This window comes from Pseudomonas sp. AG1028, assembly GCF_007993955.1.
Lineage (GTDB): Bacteria > Pseudomonadota > Gammaproteobacteria > Pseudomonadales > Pseudomonadaceae > Aquipseudomonas > Aquipseudomonas straminea.
The window spans coordinates 89,499-106,203 of record NZ_VIVP01000001.1 but is presented as its reverse complement, the minus strand read 5'-3'; the positions used below and the strand labels follow the sequence as shown (position 1 = coordinate 106,203).

The following is a 16,705-nucleotide window of genomic DNA, read 5'->3' as shown; positions in this document are numbered from 1 at the left end:
GGGTCCTTGTTCAGGTTCAAGACGTAGCTCAGATGCTCATGCCGCCATCGATCACATGCAGCGCACCGGTGGTATAGGAAGACGCATCGGAGCCGAGATAAAGCACCAGCCGAGCAATTTCCTCGGCGCTGCCGAGGCGGCCCATGGGCTGGCGGGCGACGAACTGGCCGTACACCTGCTCCTCGGCCACGCCCTGCAGCGCCGCCTGTTCGGCGATACGTGCGCGCAGCGAGGGCGACTCCACGGTGCCCGGGCAGATGGCATTGCAGCGAATGCCCTGGGCGATGTAATCGGCGGCCACCGACTTGGTCAGGCCGACCACCGCGGCCTTGCTGGCGGTGTAGGCGCAGCGGTTGGGCACGCCCTTGATGCTCGACGCCACGGAGGCCATGTTGATGATCGAGCCGCCGCCCCGGGCCAACATGCCCGGCAGCGTGGCGCGAATCATCCGGTACATGGCGGTGACGTTGAGCTGCAGCGAGCGCTCCCACGCCGCCTCGTCGCAGTCCAGGATGCTGCCGGCGTGGACGTAGCCGGCGCAGTTGAACAGCACGTCCACCGCACCGACCTGCTCGCTGAGCGCGGCGATGGCCTCGGGCGAGGTGACGTCCAGCTGCAGGGCGGTAAGGCCCGGCTCATCCTGCAGTGCGCCGATCGCGATGTCGGTGGCGATCACCTCGGCACCCGCGGCCACGAAGGCCCGGGCGCTGGCCAGGCCGATACCCTGGCCAGCGGCGGTGATCAGCACGCGTTTGCCGTGCAGCTCGTTCATGCTTTCTCCAGAGTCAGGCTGCCGGTGAGCGTGGCGACCGGCGTGCGGCTGGGCGTGCCGAGCATGCTGCGCGGGATGGCCATGATCAGCGCGCCGCTGACGAACAGGCAGGCGGCCAGCACGTAGGTGCCGTTGTTGATGTCGCCGGTCATGGTTTCCGCCATGGCGGTGATCATCGAGCCGGTGAAGCCGGACAGGTTGCCGAACGAGTTGATGATGCCGATGCCGGCCGCTGCCGCGATGCCGGACAGCACGGTGCCGGGCAGCGTCCAGTAGATCGGCATCAGGCTGAGGATGCCGGAGGCGGCGACGCTCAGGAACAGCACCGAGAGCACGATGTTGTGGGCGAAGTAGGCGCTGAGCATCAGCCCGACACCGCCGATGAAGGCAGGAATCGCGGCATGCAGACGGCGCTCGCCGGTGCGGTTGGAATGCCGTGCGTTGAGCAGCATCGCCACCGCGGCCACGCCGTAGGGAATGGCGGTCAGCAGGCCGATGTGCAGGCTGCTGGTGATACCGGCGCTCTTGATGATCGACGGCATCCAGAACGCCAGGCCGTAGAAGCCGGTGTTGAAAGTCAACAGAATCAGCACCAGCAGCCACACGCGCGGGTTGAGGAAGGCTTCGCTGAGGCGCGAGGCCTTGCCGGTGCTGTCCTGCTGCAGGTTGGCCTTGAGCAGAGTCTTCTCGGCGGTGGACAGCCACTTGGCCTTGTCGATGTTGTCGCACAGGCAGACGATCACCACGACGGCCATGACGATCGACGGCAGGCCTTCGATCAGCAGCATCCACTGCCAGCCGGACAGCCCGTGCACGCCCTGCATGGCGGTCATCAGCCAGCCAGAGAGCATGCCGCCGATAACCAGACTGATCGGCAGCGCCAGCAGGAAGCCGGACATCACGCGGCTCTGCCGGTGGGTCGGGAACCAGTAGTTGAGGTAGAGGATCACGCCCGGGAAGAAGCCGGCTTCACAGATGCCGAGCAAAAAACGCAGGGTGTAAAACATGGTGCTCGACTGGATACCGAAGAACTGCGCCAGCGGCACGGTGAAGGCCACGGCCATCGAAACCAGTGCCCAGGTGAACATGATGCGGGCGATCCAGAAGCGCGCGCCGAGGCGGTGCAACAACAGGTTGCTCGGCACTTCGAACAGGAAATAGCCCCAGAAGAACATGCTCGCGCCCAGGGCGTAGACGGTGTTGCTGAACTGCAGGTCTTCGAGCATGTCCAGCTTGGCGAAGCCGATATTGACCCGGTCGAGATAGGCCGCCATGTAGCACAGCAGCAGGATGGGCAGGATGCGCAGGATGACCTTGCGGTAGGTGCGGTCCTCGAAGGAACTGTCGTGGTCGCGTGCTGGCGCGGCCGATTGCTCGGTACGTGGTTGCATGGTGGTGACCCTTGGGCATGCGCGCATGCCTGATTGTTTTTATTGAAATGGGCTTCGCCGGGCGGCGCCTGGCGACACAGCAGTGATTACAGCGGTGAGGCTCCCTGACGGTGGATGGGCCACCCGGCAGCTTGCCGTGCCGGGCTCGACGGTCGGGTGCGTGCCCGACCGCAGTGGCGATGGCCGGTAATCTATGCCGCGGATCGATTCAATCCCAATGGCATTTGCTGATTAATCGATAACGTTGCGTTATCGAATCAGTCACGCTCGCGCTGCGCATTGGCGAGCAGGATGTCAGCGAATTCCCGGGCCGGGCCCAGCAGCTGATCGCCCTTGCGGGTGAGAATTCCGTAGTCCTGGGGCATCAGGTAGAACGGCGTGTCGAGCTTCTTGAGCAGACCGCTGCCCAGGTGCTCCAGCACCATGGCCTCGGGCAACATGCCGATCATCGGCCCGCCCTGCAGCACCTTGAGGAAGGTCTGCATGGAGATGGTTTCGATGGTGTTGCGCGGCACCTCCACCCGGGCCTTGGCGAACACTTCCTCCATGCGCCCACGGATCGGCGTGCCCTTGGGATAGAGAATCCACGGCCAGGTCACCAGTTGCTCCAGGGTCATGGGCCCGGCCTCGCACAGCGGGTGACGGCTGTTGACCACGATGCAGAACGGCTCCGGCGCCAGCGGCTGGAAGTCATAGCGCTGCTGCTGGCTCTGCTCGGTGAAGCGGCCGATGGCCAGATCCAGGTTGCGCTCCTCCAACATTTCCATCAGGTGGTCACTGGTCTGCTCGACTACTTCGATGGCCAGCAGTGGCCAGCGCTGCTTGATCTGCACGATGGCCTCGGGCAGCGCCACCGCCGTGGCGGCGAAGATGCCGCCGACCTTGAGGTGACCATGGCCGCCAGCGCTGAGGTTGTTGATCTGCTCGACGAAGGTGCGTGCGTCATTGAGCGCCAGGTGAGCGTAACGCAGCACCTGGGCGCCCAGCGGCGTGGGCTGCATGCTGCGCGGCAGGCGCTCGAACACGGCGAAGCCGAGCAGGCTCTCGATCTCCTTGAGCATCTTGCTCAAGGCTGGCTGGCTGAGGTTCATCTGCTGCGCCGCCAGATGCATGTTGCGGGTGCGACCCAGGGTGTCGAGGAGCGTCAGGTGGCGGAATTTCAGCCAGTTGCAGAAGCTCGAGAACGACAGATCCGACATGGGCAGCTCCAGGCATTCAATAACGGCAGGTTATTGATAATTGAAAATATGCCATTGGAGTTTATCCACATCGCCGCCTAGGGTCTGTTGAAGTTTCACGCACGGCCGCGCCGGAGCCCGTTTTTGCGCGAGGCAAGGCACGAGATGCGAAGTTTGGTGGGCCAAATGAGCCATCGAGTAACGCAGCATCGCGCAAAAACGGGCCCGGCCCTGCGGGTTGCGCGAGAAATCTCGCCATGCGTTGTTGGAGGACTTGGCAAGGGAACAACCATTCCCTGCGTCCTCCGCCTAGCCTGGCGAGATTTCTCGCGGCAACGCGGCTCGCGTTGAAACCTCAACAGACCCTAGCGTCCAGCTTTCATGCACCCCGGAATTCATCGCCATGTCGATCCGCCTGACCCCTGAAAACACCCTGCCCGCCGACGCCGCCACGGCCACGCTGATCGGCCGCGCCTGGGTTCCCGGCGCCATTGCCGGCCCTTCACCCATCGTGCTGCGCGCCGACGGCGTGTTCGATCTGTCCGCGCGCTTCGCCACCCTCAGCCAGTTGCTGGAACTCGATGATCCGCTGCAGGCGGTGCGCGACACGCCCGGCACCTTCGTCGGCAGCATCGAGGCGCTGCTGGCCAACACCGGCGCCCACGCCGACCAGAGCCAGGCGTATCTGCTGGCGCCCGCCGACCTGCAGGTGATCAAGGCCGCCGGGGTGACCTTCGCCGCCAGCATGATCGAGCGGGTGATCGAGGAAAAAGCCGCTGGCGACGCCGCCAAGGCGCAGAGCGTACGAGCCATCGTGCGTGAGGCCATCGGCGACAACCTGCGCGCCGTGCAGCCCGGCTCGCCCCAGGCGATGCGCCTCAAGGAGCTGCTGATCGAGCAGAACATGTGGTCGCAGTACCTGGAAGTCGGCATCGGCCCGGACGCGGAGATCTTCACCAAGGCGCCGATTCTGGCCGCCGTGGGCAGCGCCAGCGAGATCGGCATCCACCCGATCTCGCAATGGAACAACCCGGAGCCGGAAGTGGTGCTGGCGGTCAACAGCCGTGGGCAAATACACGGTGCGACCCTGGGCAACGACGTCAACCTGCGCGATGTGGAAGGCCGCAGCGCGCTGCTACTCAGTAAGGCCAAGGACAACAACGCCTCCTGCGCCATCGGCCCGTTCATTCGCCTGTTCGACGAACACTTCGACCTCGATACAGTGCGCAACTGCGTGGTCGAGCTGCAGGTTGAAGGCACCGACGGCTACCGGCTCACCGGCTCCAGCTCCATGGACCAGATCAGCCGCGACCCGCAGAACCTGGCGAGCCAGACACTCAATGCCTCACATCAGTACCCTGACGGCTTCCTGCTATTTCTCGGCACCCTGTTCGCGCCCACCGAGGACCGCGACCACCCCGGCAGCGGCTTTACCCATAAAATCGGCGACCGCGTGAGCATCAGCAGCCCGCGCCTCGGCGCCCTGCACAACCAGGTAACCACCAGCGACAAGGCCGCCCCCTGGACCTTTGGCATCACCGCGCTGATAAAGAACCTCAGCGCCCGCGGCCTGCTGGGCTAAACCTCGCCGTATTCCAGCGCCACGCGACTCATTCAAGAACAAGAGAAACGAATCATGACCGACCCCAAACGCCCGCTGCGCAGTCAGCAGTGGTTCGACGATCCCGACCACGCCGACATGACCGCAATCTACGTCGAGCGCTACATGAACTACGGGCTGACCCGCGCCGAGCTGCAGTCGGGCCGGCCGATCATCGGCATCGCCCAGACCGGCAGCGACCTGACGCCCTGCAACCGCCATCACCTGGAGCTGGCCCAGCGGGTCAAGGCCGGCATTCGCGATGCTGGCGGCATTCCCATGGAATTTCCGGTGCACCCGATCGCCGAGCAGAGCCGTCGCCCCACCGCAGCCCTGGATCGTAACCTCGCCTACCTGGGCCTGGTGGAAATTCTCCACGGCTACCCGCTCGACGGCGTGGTGCTGACCACCGGCTGCGACAAGACCACCCCGGCCTGCCTGATGGCCGCGGCCACTACCGACCTGCCGGCCATCGTGCTGTCCGGCGGGCCGATGCTCGACGGACACCACAAGGGCGAGCTGATCGGCTCGGGCACCGTGCTCTGGCACGCGCGCAAATTGATGGCCGCGGGCGAGATCGACTACGAAGGCTTCATGGAAATGACCACCGCCGCCTCGCCGTCGGTGGGCCACTGCAACACCATGGGCACGGCCCTGTCGATGAACGCCCTGGCCGAAGCACTGGGCATGTCGCTGACCGGCTGCGCCAGCATTCCCGCGCCCTACCGCGAACGCGGGCAGATGGCCTATGCCACCGGCAAGCGCATCTGCGAGCTGGTGATGCAGGACGTGCGCCCTTCGCAGATCATGACCCGCGAAGCCTTCGAGAACGCAATCGCCGTGGCCTCGGCCCTCGGCGCCTCGAGCAACTGCCCGCCGCACCTGATCGCCATCGCCCGGCACATGGGCATCGAACTGAGCCTCGACGACTGGCAGCGCATCGGCGAGAGCGTGCCGCTGCTGGTCAACTGCATGCCGGCCGGCAAGTACCTGGGCGAGGGCTTCCACCACGCAGGCGGCGTGCCGGCGGTGATGCACGAGCTGCAGAAGGCCGGGCGCCTGCACGAGGGCTGCATGACGGTCAGCGGCCGGCGCATTGGCGAGATCGTTGCCGACAAAGTGACCGGCAACCGCGACGTGATCCTGCCCTACGACGAGCCACTCAAGCACAGCGCCGGTTTCATCGTGCTCAGCGGCAACTTCTTCGATAGCGCGATCATGAAGATGTCGGTGGTCGGCGAAGCCTTCCGCAAGACTTACCTGGCCGAGCCTGGCAAGGAGAACTGCTTCGAAGCGCGGGCCATCGTCTTCGAAGGCCCCGAGGACTACCACGCGCGCATCAACGACCCGGCGCTGGATATCGACGAGCGCTGCATTCTGGTCGTACGTGGCGCTGGGCCGGTCGGTTATCCGGGAAGTGCCGAGGTGGTCAACATGGACCCGCCGGCGGCACTGATCAAACAGGGAGTAACCTCCCTGCCCTGCCTGGGCGATGGCCGGCAGAGCGGCACCTCGGCCAGCCCGTCGATCCTCAACATGTCGCCGGAAGCGGCGGTCGGCGGCGGCCTGGCGCTGCTGCAGACCAACGACGTGCTGCGCGTCGACCTCAACGCCCGCTCGGTGAACCTGCTGATCGACGACGAGGAGATGCAGCGTCGCCGCGCCGCCTGGAAGCCCAGCTACCCGGCCTCGCAAACACCCTGGCAGGAGCTGTACCGCCAGCTGGTCGGCCAGCTCTCCACCGGCGGCTGTCTGGAGCCGGCCACCCTGCACATGCGCATCATCGCGCGCAGCGGCGGCATGCCGCGGCACTCACACTGAGGGCCTTTCGACCGAAACAAAAAAGGGGCGCGCCTTCGCAGGTACGCCCCTTTTTTCGATCACCGGTTTGCGGTCAGTTCGCGAGCTTCTTCGCTGCGCGTTTATGAACCAGCACACCCAGCGCAACCACCACAGCCGCTGCCGCACCAGTGGAGATGACCAGCACCTGATACTCCTCGACGAACGCCATGGTCACCAGGGAGCCGATGATGAACAGGATCACCAGGTAGGTCAGCCAGGGGAACAGCCACATTTTCAGGCGGATGTCCTTGCCCTCGGCTTCCAGCTTGCGGCGCATGCGCAGCTGCGAGAAAGCGATCACCAGGTACACCAAAAGGGCGATCATGCCGGTGGTGTTCATCAGTGTGTCGAGCACGTCTTTCGGGCGCAGGGTTTCACTGAAGTTGATCAGCGCCACGAAGATGGCCACCGAGCAGGAGGCGATGATCGCGAACACCGGCACGCCGGTTCCGGTACGGGTGATCTTCAGGAAGCGCGGCGCGTCGCCACGGGTAGACAGCGAGAACAGCATGCGCGAGGCGGTGTAGTGCGCCGATATCATGCAGCTGCTCACCGAGGTCAGCACCACGAAGTTCATCACCAGCTCGGCGTAGGGAATGCCCAGCAGTTCCAGGGTGCGGCGGTAGGAGCCGTAGCCGGACTGCGCCATCATCGGGTCATTCCACGGCACCAGGCATACGATCAGGAAGATCGAGCCGATATAGAACAGGCACACACGCCAGACCACCGAGTTGGTCGCCTTGACGATCTGATTGGCTGGGTCCTTCGCCTCCGAGGCGGCGATGGTGACGATCTCAGCGCCCAGGAAAGCGAACATCACGCCGAGGATGGCCACCACCACCGACTCGATACCGTTGGGCATGAAGCCTTGAGCAGTCAGGTTGCTGAAGCCGCGCGCCTCGCCCATCGGCCACAGGCTGAGCACGGCCAGGCTGCACACTGCCAGGAAGCAGATGATCGCCACCACCTTGATCAGCGCGAACCAGAACTCGAACTCGCCGTAATTCTTGACGTTGAAGAAGTTGATGCTGATCAGCACCAGAGTGGCGGCCAGCACGAAGACGTTGACGCTGACCTCCGGGAACCAGCCATTGAGGATGGTGCCCGCCACGTACGCTTCCCAGGCCATGAGGATGACCCAGAACCACCAGTACAACCAGCCGATGGTGAAGCCGGCCCAGCGGCCGATGGCGCGCTCGGCATAGGTGGAGAACGAGCCGGTGTCCGGTGACGAGGTGGCCATTTCCCCCAGCATGCGCATGATCAGCACGACCAGAATGCCGCCTGCCAGATAGGCCAGTACCGCGGCCGGCCCGGCGCTGTGGATCACGCTACCGGAGCCAACGAACAACGCCCCGCCGATCACGCCGGCGATCGACATCATGGTGAGGTGCCGGGGCTTCAATGACGCACTGAGCTTGCTCTCAGGCTCCTGCTTTGCCTGTTCGGCGGATACTGCATCCATAGAAGGACTACCTCTTATTGATTTTGCTGGAAACAGTTGAAGCCAGGCCGCTGCGCATACCGCCAGGCGGCGCGCCAGCAGGCTTCGCTGCGTGATCGCATTCCATGTGAGCGTTTCCGGATCCGGCGAACCGGTCTCGGGCAACAGTTCCTTGCCGAAATCCATCCGGTTGAAGCAGAGAAAGCTCCGTCAAAAACCCTGACTGCCGAGCCATTTACCGCCGCAGTGCTGCCTGCAAAAACGCCGACGCACCGATTTGAATGTTCGTTTTACTCCACAACTCGCTCGAAACCAGGCCCTTTTCAGCGCGGCTTTCGCCGCTGAAACCAGCGCCACCAGCAGGTGGCAATCCCAGTAGAGACAGCCACTAACGGCATTAAATCCACCGCCACACAGGCGAATGAAACCCGTTCGTTAAATTCAACGGGGCCGGATGGTAACGGAAAATTTACATTTGGGAATACTCTGCTCGTGCAACGAACAGATGGGTGGCATTGCGAACATTGGCCTGCCGATGCCAAAGAACGGCTGAGTTGTAAGGGCGAATGGCATTTCATCTACCACTGCCTGGCGATGGCAGAGGGAGACAAGGACAGTCGTAGGATGGGTGAAACCCATCGGCCATTGATGGGTTTCACCCATCCTACCGAACGACAAGGGAATGCCTGCGCCGCCAGCAATTACCTACTTCGATTTGGCCTTTCTACTGCCGGCGCCTGCGCCGCTGGCAAAGCCCCTCAGATCGTTCCCACGGCCCGCGTGGGAACGCCAGCGGAGGACGCTCCGCGTCCAGTATCAAGCGATCCAACCGACCATAAAGCTAGCGCGGAGCGACCAAGCCATGCACTCCCACGCCGGAGCGTGAGAGTCATCGGTCGTTTACTTCGACTTGGCCCTTGCGGGGCCAGCACCTGCACGCTTGGCCGGGGCAGCTTTCTTACGTGGGGCACCCTTGCGCTTGCCCTTCCACGCCGGCCTGCCACCCGGCGGCGGACCGCTGATGGTCAGTTGCAGCCCGCGGCAGCGCTCGATCTGCTTGCTCATCCAGGCCGACTGTTTGGCGACGAACTCATCTAAAGGCATCTCGCCGCTCTGCACCATATCCAGCGCCTGCTCCCAGATCGCCGTGGTGCCAGGGTCGGCGATGGCGCGGGGTACTGCATCGATCAGCCCGAAGGCTGCCGAGGTGGCGGCCAGGGTCTTGCCCTGCTTGATCAGGTAACCGCGGTCGAGCAGGCCCTGAATGATGCCGGCACGGGTGGCTTCGGTGCCGATGCCGGTGGTGTCCTTGAGCTTCTGCTTGAGCAGCGGATCTTCGACCAGCCGCGCAACGTTCTTCATCGCCTGGATCAGATCACCCTCGGTGAATGGTTTGGGCGGCTGGGTGAATTGATCCTTGAGCGTCACTCCGCGCACTGCGCAGTGCTGGCCTTCATAGAGTGCGGGCAAGGCCTGGGGCGCAGGCGCCTCACGGCCCTTGCTCGGCGCCAGGGCTTCGGGCAGCGCGCGCTTCCAGCCCGGCTCGACGATCTGCTTGCCGACCGCGCGCAAGCTGTGGCTGGCGCAATCGAAATCCGCCTGGGTGCGATCGTATTCGTGGTTGGGCAGGAACTGCGCCAGGTAGCGGGCGCGGATCAGCTCATAGACCGCGCGCGGCCGGCCACTCAGTCGAGCCAGCCCGCCGGCTGCCAGAGTCGGGATGATGCCGTGGTGCGCGCTGACCTTGGCATCGTTCCAAGCCCGCGAGCGGCGCTGCGCCTGGGTATGCGCCAGCACCTCGCGCAGGCCCGGATCGGCCTGCCCCAGTGCGGCGAGAATGGCCGGCGCTTCGGCATGCTGGCTGAGCGGCAGGTAGCCGCAATCGCTGCGCGGATAGGTGATCAGCTTGTCGGTCTCGTAGAGTTTCTGGGCGATGTCCAGGGTTTCCTGGGCGCCAAGGCCGAGCTTCTTCGAACACACCTGCTGCAGCGTACCGAGATCGAACAGCAACGGCGGCGCTTCGCGCATACGCTCGGTCTTGAGCTGTTCGAGCACGGCATGCTCGGCCCCCTGCATGGCCTCGGCGGCGCGCTGGGCAACCGCTTGCTTGAGGCAGCGGCCCTGCTCGTCACAGTCGTCCTGGGGCGCGCGCCACCCAGCGGTGAACGGCGTGCCATTGCTATCGAGGGTGACGTCGATGGCCCAGAACGGCACCGGCACGAAGTCGGCGATGCTGCGGTCGCGGTCGACCACCAGGCGCAGGGTCGGCGTTTGCACGCGGCCGACCGGCAATACGCCCTGATAACCGGACCTGCGCCCCAGCAGGGTGAACAGGCGGCTCATGTTCATGCCGATCAGCCAGTCAGCCCGCGAGCGACCGAGCGCCGACTGATAGAGGTTGTAGGTGCTGGCGCCCGGCTTGAGGGCCGCCAGGGCCTTGCGGACCGAGGTGTCGTCCAGCGCCGACAGCCACAGGCGCTGGATAGGCCCGCGGTAGCGGCAATGTTCGAGCAGCTCGCGGGCGATCATCTCGCCTTCGCGGTCAGCGTCGGTGGCGATCACCAGTTCGCTGGCCTCGCCGAGCAGGCGCTTGATGGCCTTGAACTGAGCGGCGGTCTTGGGCTTGATGCGCATCTTCCACTGCTGCGGCACGATGGGCAGGTCGTCCAGCACCCAGCGCTTGTAGCGTGCGTCATAGGCATCCGGCGGCGCCGTTTCCAGTAGATGGCCGATGCACCAGGTCACCGTCACGCCGCTGCCCAGCCAGCAGCCGTCACCGCGCCGCGTGGCGCCGAGCACGCAGGCGATGTCTTTGGCTTGGGACGGCTTTTCGCAGAGAAACAGACGCATCGGCTAGGGCCAGCAGGAAATGGACAAGGGCAAGAATACTGTATATCCATACAAATCGCCCACCCGCGCTGATTTGCTCGCGAATGAGCCCTCTGCTAGTGTCGCGGCGACCGCGAACCCGCCTGAGACCTGCTGACCATGGCCCGCAAGAAAGCCGCGCTCGACTTCGAGCAATCCCTCACCGAACTGCAAACCATTGTCGAGCGCCTGGAGAATGGCGAACTGTCGCTGGAAGAATCGCTGAGCGCCTTCGAACAAGGCATCGGCCTGACCCGCGAATGCCAGGCCGCCCTGACCCAGGCCGAGCAGAAGGTGCAGATCCTCCTGGAGCGCGACGGCGCCCTGGAAGCGGCGCCGTTCGAAACGGACGAGCCGCTATGATCGCCGCCTACCAGGCGCGGTGCCAGAAACAGGTCGACGCCGCCCTCGAACCGCTGTTCGCCTCGCCACGCGCCGAACTCGAACGCCTCTACGCCGCCATGCGCTACAGCGTTTTCAACGGTGGCAAACGCGTGCGCCCTTTGCTCGCCTACGCCGCCTGCGAAGCCCTCGGCGGCAGCGCGCAACAGGCCGATGGCGCGGCCTGCGCGGTGGAACTGATCCACGCCTATTCCCTGGTGCATGACGACCTGCCGGCCATGGACGACGACGACCTGCGCCGCGGTCAGCCGACCACCCATATCGCCTTTGACGAAGCCACCGCCATTCTCGCCGGCGATGGCCTGCAGAGCCTGGCTTTCGACGTGCTCGCCAACCCCCGGCACAACCCGCACAGTGCCGAGATTCGCCTGAGCATGTTCCAGGCTCTGGCCCAGGCTGCAGGCCCGGCCGGCATGGTCGGTGGTCAGGCCATCGACCTCGGCTCTGTAGGCCATCAGTTGCAGCAACCGGCGCTGGAAGTCATGCATCGCCACAAGACCGGCGCGCTGATCGAAGCCGCCGTGCGCCTCGGCGCACTGGCCAGTGGCCGCGCCGACGAACAGGCGCTGGCTGCGCTGAGCACCTACGCCCGCGCCGTCGGCCTGGCCTTCCAGGTGCAGGACGACATTCTCGACGTGGAAAGCGATACAGCGACGCTGGGCAAGACCCAGGGCAAGGACCAGGCGAACGACAAGCCGACCTACCCGGCGCTGCTCGGCATGGCCGCCGCCAAGAGCTACGCTCTGGAGCTGTGCGACCAGGCGCTGCAGGCCCTGCAGCCCTTCGACAAGGCCGCCGAGCCACTGCGCGAACTGGCTCGTTATATCGTCGAACGGCGCAACTGAAACGCTGTCTATCTGACATCGCTGCTGCGGCAACCGCGCCCAAGTCCTCCCTTGGGCACAGGTGATCGCATCAGGTAGACTGCTCCACTTATTTTCGAATTCTTATAACGACTCGCCTGATGCCGACGACTTTCCACGAGATTCCCCGCGAACGCCCGCTGACGCCGCTGCTCGACCGCGCCAACACGCCGGATGAATTGCGCCGCCTTGGCGAGGCCGAGCTGGAGACCCTGGCGGATGAACTGCGCCAGTACCTGCTCTACACGGTCGGCCAGACCGGCGGACATTTCGGTGCCGGCCTCGGGGTGATCGAACTGACCGTCGCCCTGCACTATGTCTTCGATACGCCCGACGACCGCCTGGTATGGGACGTGGGGCACCAAGCCTACCCGCACAAGATTCTCACCGGCCGCCGCGAGCGCATGGGCAGCCTGCGCCAGAAGGACGGCATCGCCGCCTTTCCGCGTCGCTCGGAAAGCGAGTACGACACCTTTGGCGTCGGTCATTCCAGCACCTCGATCAGCGCCGCATTGGGCATGGCCATCGCCGCCCAGCGCCAGGGCAGCAAGCGCAAGTCGGTGGCGGTGATCGGCGACGGCGCCCTGACTGCCGGCATGGCTTTCGAAGCACTCAACCATGCGGCGGACGTGAAGGCCAACATGCTCGTGGTGCTCAACGACAACGACATGTCGATTTCCAAGAACGTCGGCGGCCTGTCCAACTACCTGGCCAAGATTCTCTCCAGCCGCACCTATGCCAACGTGCGTGAAGGCAGCAAGAAAGTGCTGTCCAAACTGCCCGGCGCCTGGGAAATCGCCCGCAAGACCGAAGAGCACGCCAAGGGCATGCTGGTCTCGGGCACCATGTTCGAAGAGCTGGGCTGGAACTACATCGGCCCCATCGACGGCCACGACCTGCCGACCCTGCTGGCCACCCTGCGCAATATGCGCGACCTGGAGGGCCTGCAGTTCCTCCACGTGGTCACCAAGAAGGGCAAGGGCTTCGCCCCCGCCGAGGTCGACCCGATCGTCTACCACGCCATCACCAAGCTCGAGCCCATCAACGCACCGGCCAAGGCGAAGAAACCGTCCGGGCCGAAATACTCCAGCGTGTTCGGCCAGTGGCTGTGCGAAATGGCTGCCCAGGACGAACGCCTGATGGCGATCACCCCGGCCATGAAGGAAGGCTCGGACCTGGTGGCCTTCAGCGAGCGCTACCCGGATCGCTACTTCGACGTGGCCATCGCCGAGCAGCATGCGGTCACGCTGGCGGCGGGCATGGCCTGCGAAGGCGCCAAGCCGGTGGTAGCGATCTACTCGACCTTCCTGCAGCGCGCCTACGATCAGCTGATCCACGACGTCGCGGTGCAGAACCTCGACGTGCTGTTCGCCATCGACCGCGCCGGCCTGGTCGGCGAAGACGGCCCGACCCACGCGGGCAGCTTCGACCTTTCCTATCTGCGCTGCATTCCCGGCATGCTGATCATGACGCCGAGCGATGAAAACGAGCTGCACCACATGCTCACCACCGGCTACCAGTTCGCTGGCCCGGCGGCGGTGCGCTACCCGCGCGGCAGTGGCCCCAATGCGCCCATCGACCGCGAACTCACGCCACTGCCGATCGGCAAGGGTGTGGTGCGTCGCCAGGGCAAGGGCGTGGCTCTGCTGGTGTTCGGCGTGCAGCTGGCCGAAGCTCTGCGCGTCGGCGAAACCCTGGACGCCACGGTGGTCGACATGCGCTTCGTCAAACCCCTCGACGAAGCGCTGGTCAGCGAACTGGCCGCCAGCCACGATCTGCTTGTGACCATCGAGGAGAACAGCGTGATGGGCGGCGCCGGCAGCGCCGTCAGCGAATTCCTCGCCGGCCAAGGCACCCTCAAACCGATGCTGCACCTGGGTCTGCCCGACTACTACGTCGAGCATGCCCGCCCCGACCAGATGCTCGCCGAGTGTGGCCTGGACGCGGCCGGCATTGAGAAGGCGATCCGCACCCGCCTGAAAGGCTAAAGATACGCAAGCTCCGGACCGACGAACGGCTCATATTTTGCATCAATTTCTTGCCGAAATTGGGCATATGTAGACCATCGTTCGATGGCCGGAGTTTGTATGCAACTGCGTAGCCACAAGATGGACTTTCACGGCCGCGAACGTCGCTGGCTGCCCTGGTTAGGCAAGGCAGGTAAGCTGGCCATGCGCTGGTCCTGCCTGCTCAATGCCGGGCAGATGGCCCGGGTGGAGAAAACCTTCGCCGGATTGGCGCAGACTCGCGTCGACCTGCTCCTCAACTGGGCTCAGCAGCACTGGCAGGCCCTCGAAGTACTGGGCAGCGGCCTGACCTCAGCCTGGCCTGCCATCGCTCCCGGCAGCCTGCAACGGGCCCTGGCCCACATGCCCGAAGCCTCCGAACTGTTCGTGGTCGACACCACCGGGCATATTGTCGCCTCCACCCATGCCCCGCGCCAGGGCGCCCGCTACGATGCGCAAGTCTTGGCCGCCGGCCTGCGTGCACCATTTCTGCTCGGTCCGTACAGCGACGAGCTGACCCTGCAACTGGGCGCCACCACCTCGAAGTTTCACGACGCCGTCACCCTGGTGTTCCACCAGCCGCTGAGCCATGCCGGCCAGGTGGTCGGCTGCCTGTGCGCGCGGATTCCCAACGACGTGATGAGCGATCTGATCCAGCGCGAGGCCGGCCACGTCTACCGCGACTCTGGTGACAACTACCTGTTCATGGTGCAAAGCGCCTACAACCCTGCCATCGCCCAGGGCACCGCACTGTCGCGCTCGCGCTTCGAGGACGACGCCTTCACCGGTGGCGACAACCTGAAACAGGGCATCCCGACGCCGTTCGGCACTGTAAAGGTGCGCAAGCACACCGAATTCGAACTGCGCTTCACCGCCCCGGCCACCGGCGAGCTGCACCCGGGTGTGCGGGAAACTATTCGCCACGGCAGCAACCTGTTCGTGCTCTACCCCGGCTACCCGGATTATCGCCACGTACCAGTAGTGGGCGCCGGGCTTACCCTGCGTATGCCGGGCTCACCGGACACCTGGGGGCTGATGTGCGAAGGAGACCTGGAAGAGGTTTATCGCCAGCGCAGCCTGAGCTTCTCGCTGGCCAGCCAGTTGCTGGCCGGCCTGGCCTTGCTGGGTGGCCTGCAGTGGTGGCTGACGCAGCAGTTGCCCGAGCACGCTGCGCCCCTGACCTTCGCTGCCGCCGGCGGGCTGCTGCTGGCCTTCTGGGCCTTCAGCCTGCGCGCACGGGCGCGCTCACTACAGTCGCTATCGGACTTCTTCCTGGACACCGCCGAATGTGGCGCACCGCTGAGCAACCGCCTGGCGCTGGAACGCTTCACCAGCGACGAGGCCGGCATCCTGGCCGGCTGGGTGAACAGTTTCGTCGACAAGATGGACCACACCATGCAGGGCATCGTCGCGGCCGGTAGCGCCCTGCAGGGCACCTCCACCGGACTGAGCGGTACCGCCAGTAATGCCAGCCAGTGCGCGGCCCAGGGCCAGGCCGCCGCGGTGTCCACCGCAAGGGCGATGCTCGAAGTCAATCACAGCATCGGCGAAGTCGCCCAGCATATTCACGACAGCGAGCAAGCCTCCCGCCAGGCCCTGAACCTGACCCGCCACGGCGCCACGGCGGTGCAGCACAATGCCGATGACGTGGCCCTGCTGGCCAGCCGTATCGAGCAGTCGAGCCAGGCCCTCGAAGCGCTGAGCCGGCAGACCGAAGAGATCCAGCACATCAGCGAGGCTATTCGCGGCATCGCCGACCAGACCAACCTGCTGGCCCTCAATGCCGCCATCGAAGCGGCACGTGCCGGCGACAGCGGTCGCGGTTTCGCGGTGGTCGCCGACGAGGTTCGCGGCCTGGCCAGACGCACCGCACAGGCCACCCAGGAGATCGCCACCACGCTCGGCAGTGTTCGCCAGCAGACCCTCGATACCCAAACGGCCATGCACAGCTGCCAGCAAGCCGCGCAGAGCAGCGTGGCGCGCTCGGGCGAGGCCAGCGAGGCACTGGGGCGCATCGAACAGGAAGTGGCCGGCATGCAGGATCGCCTTGGCCAGATCAGCGCGGCAATGAAGCTGCAGTTGAGTCAGGTGCAGGCAGTCAACGGCCAGGCCCAGGCGATCACCGGGGCCGCCGAACGCAGCAGCCAGAGCGCCAGCGAAACACTGCAGGCGGCTCAGTCACTGGCTCAGCTGGTGCTCGACCTGCACAAGACTGCCAGCCGCCTGAGCCGCCATGAAAATCTCGGCGGCAACAGCGCATCACCCCTCGGGCAACCAACAGCATTCAACCTCAACGTAACTGCGCACTAGCACTCCCGAAGATCGCCATGGCTCGTAGC

11 protein-coding genes are annotated in these 16,705 nt (G+C 64.9%); 6 read left to right on the top strand and 5 right to left on the bottom strand.

Translation table 11 applies throughout. The features are described from left to right. Window positions 1–28: 28 nt before the first annotated feature. The 3 genes from FB481_RS00470 to FB481_RS00460 form a co-directional block, all read right to left on the bottom strand. Entirely contained in the window at window positions 29–772 is a 744-nt protein-coding gene (locus FB481_RS00470) for an SDR family oxidoreductase (RefSeq protein WP_093499857.1), read from the bottom strand. Beyond that, window positions 769–2,163, bottom strand: a complete 1,395-nt coding sequence (locus FB481_RS00465; protein WP_147174767.1) for an MFS transporter — start codon at window positions 2,161–2,163, stop codon at window positions 769–771. Before FB481_RS00465 ends, FB481_RS00470 begins: the two co-directional genes overlap by 4 nt. 257 nt (window positions 2,164–2,420) lie before the next feature. Next, entirely contained in the window at window positions 2,421–3,362 is a 942-nt protein-coding gene (locus FB481_RS00460) for a LysR family transcriptional regulator (RefSeq protein WP_027909883.1), read from the bottom strand. Window positions 3,363–3,744: 382 nt separating this feature from the next. Between FB481_RS00460 and FB481_RS00455 the strand changes: the two genes are divergently transcribed. Together FB481_RS00455 and FB481_RS00450 are read left to right on the top strand one after the other, a co-directional pair. Beyond that, complete coding sequence (locus FB481_RS00455; RefSeq protein ID WP_147174766.1) at window positions 3,745–4,923, top strand: fumarylacetoacetate hydrolase family protein; 1,179 nt, start codon at window positions 3,745–3,747, stop codon at window positions 4,921–4,923. 54 nt (window positions 4,924–4,977) lie between these two features. Further along, window positions 4,978–6,762, top strand: a complete 1,785-nt coding sequence (locus FB481_RS00450; RefSeq protein WP_147174765.1) for an IlvD/Edd family dehydratase — start codon at window positions 4,978–4,980, stop codon at window positions 6,760–6,762. Between the two features lie 73 nt (window positions 6,763–6,835). Here the strand turns inward: FB481_RS00450 and FB481_RS00445 are convergent, their stop codons facing one another. After that, window positions 6,836–8,248, bottom strand: coding sequence for an amino acid permease (locus tag FB481_RS00445; protein ID WP_147174764.1), 1,413 nt, complete (start codon window positions 8,246–8,248; stop codon window positions 6,836–6,838). An 879-nt stretch (window positions 8,249–9,127) separates the two neighbouring features. Then, entirely contained in the window at window positions 9,128–11,077 is a 1,950-nt protein-coding gene (locus tag FB481_RS00435; protein ID WP_147174762.1) for a DNA topoisomerase III, read from the bottom strand. A gap of 138 nt (window positions 11,078–11,215) precedes the next feature. Between FB481_RS00435 and FB481_RS00430 the strand changes: the two genes are divergently transcribed. From FB481_RS00430 to FB481_RS00415, 4 genes are all read left to right on the top strand, one after another. Further along, a complete protein-coding gene (locus FB481_RS00430) occupies window positions 11,216–11,458 on the top strand; it encodes an exodeoxyribonuclease VII small subunit (RefSeq protein ID WP_013792851.1) in 243 nt (80 codons plus the stop codon). After that, window positions 11,455–12,342, top strand: coding sequence for a (2E,6E)-farnesyl diphosphate synthase (ispA, locus tag FB481_RS00425; RefSeq protein WP_147174761.1), 888 nt, complete (start codon window positions 11,455–11,457; stop codon window positions 12,340–12,342). Before FB481_RS00430 ends, ispA begins: the two co-directional genes overlap by 4 nt. Window positions 12,343–12,461: 119 nt before the next feature. Beyond that, window positions 12,462–14,348 carry a 1-deoxy-D-xylulose-5-phosphate synthase gene (dxs, locus tag FB481_RS00420; protein WP_147174760.1) on the top strand — a complete coding sequence of 629 codons (1,887 nt, stop codon included), beginning with the start codon at window positions 12,462–12,464 and terminating at the stop codon, window positions 14,346–14,348. Between the two features lie 84 nt (window positions 14,349–14,432). Further along, window positions 14,433–16,676 carry a methyl-accepting chemotaxis protein gene (locus FB481_RS00415; RefSeq protein WP_372239513.1) on the top strand — a complete coding sequence of 748 codons (2,244 nt, stop codon included), beginning with the start codon at window positions 14,433–14,435 and terminating at the stop codon, window positions 16,674–16,676. Window positions 16,677–16,705: the final 29 nt, after the last annotated feature.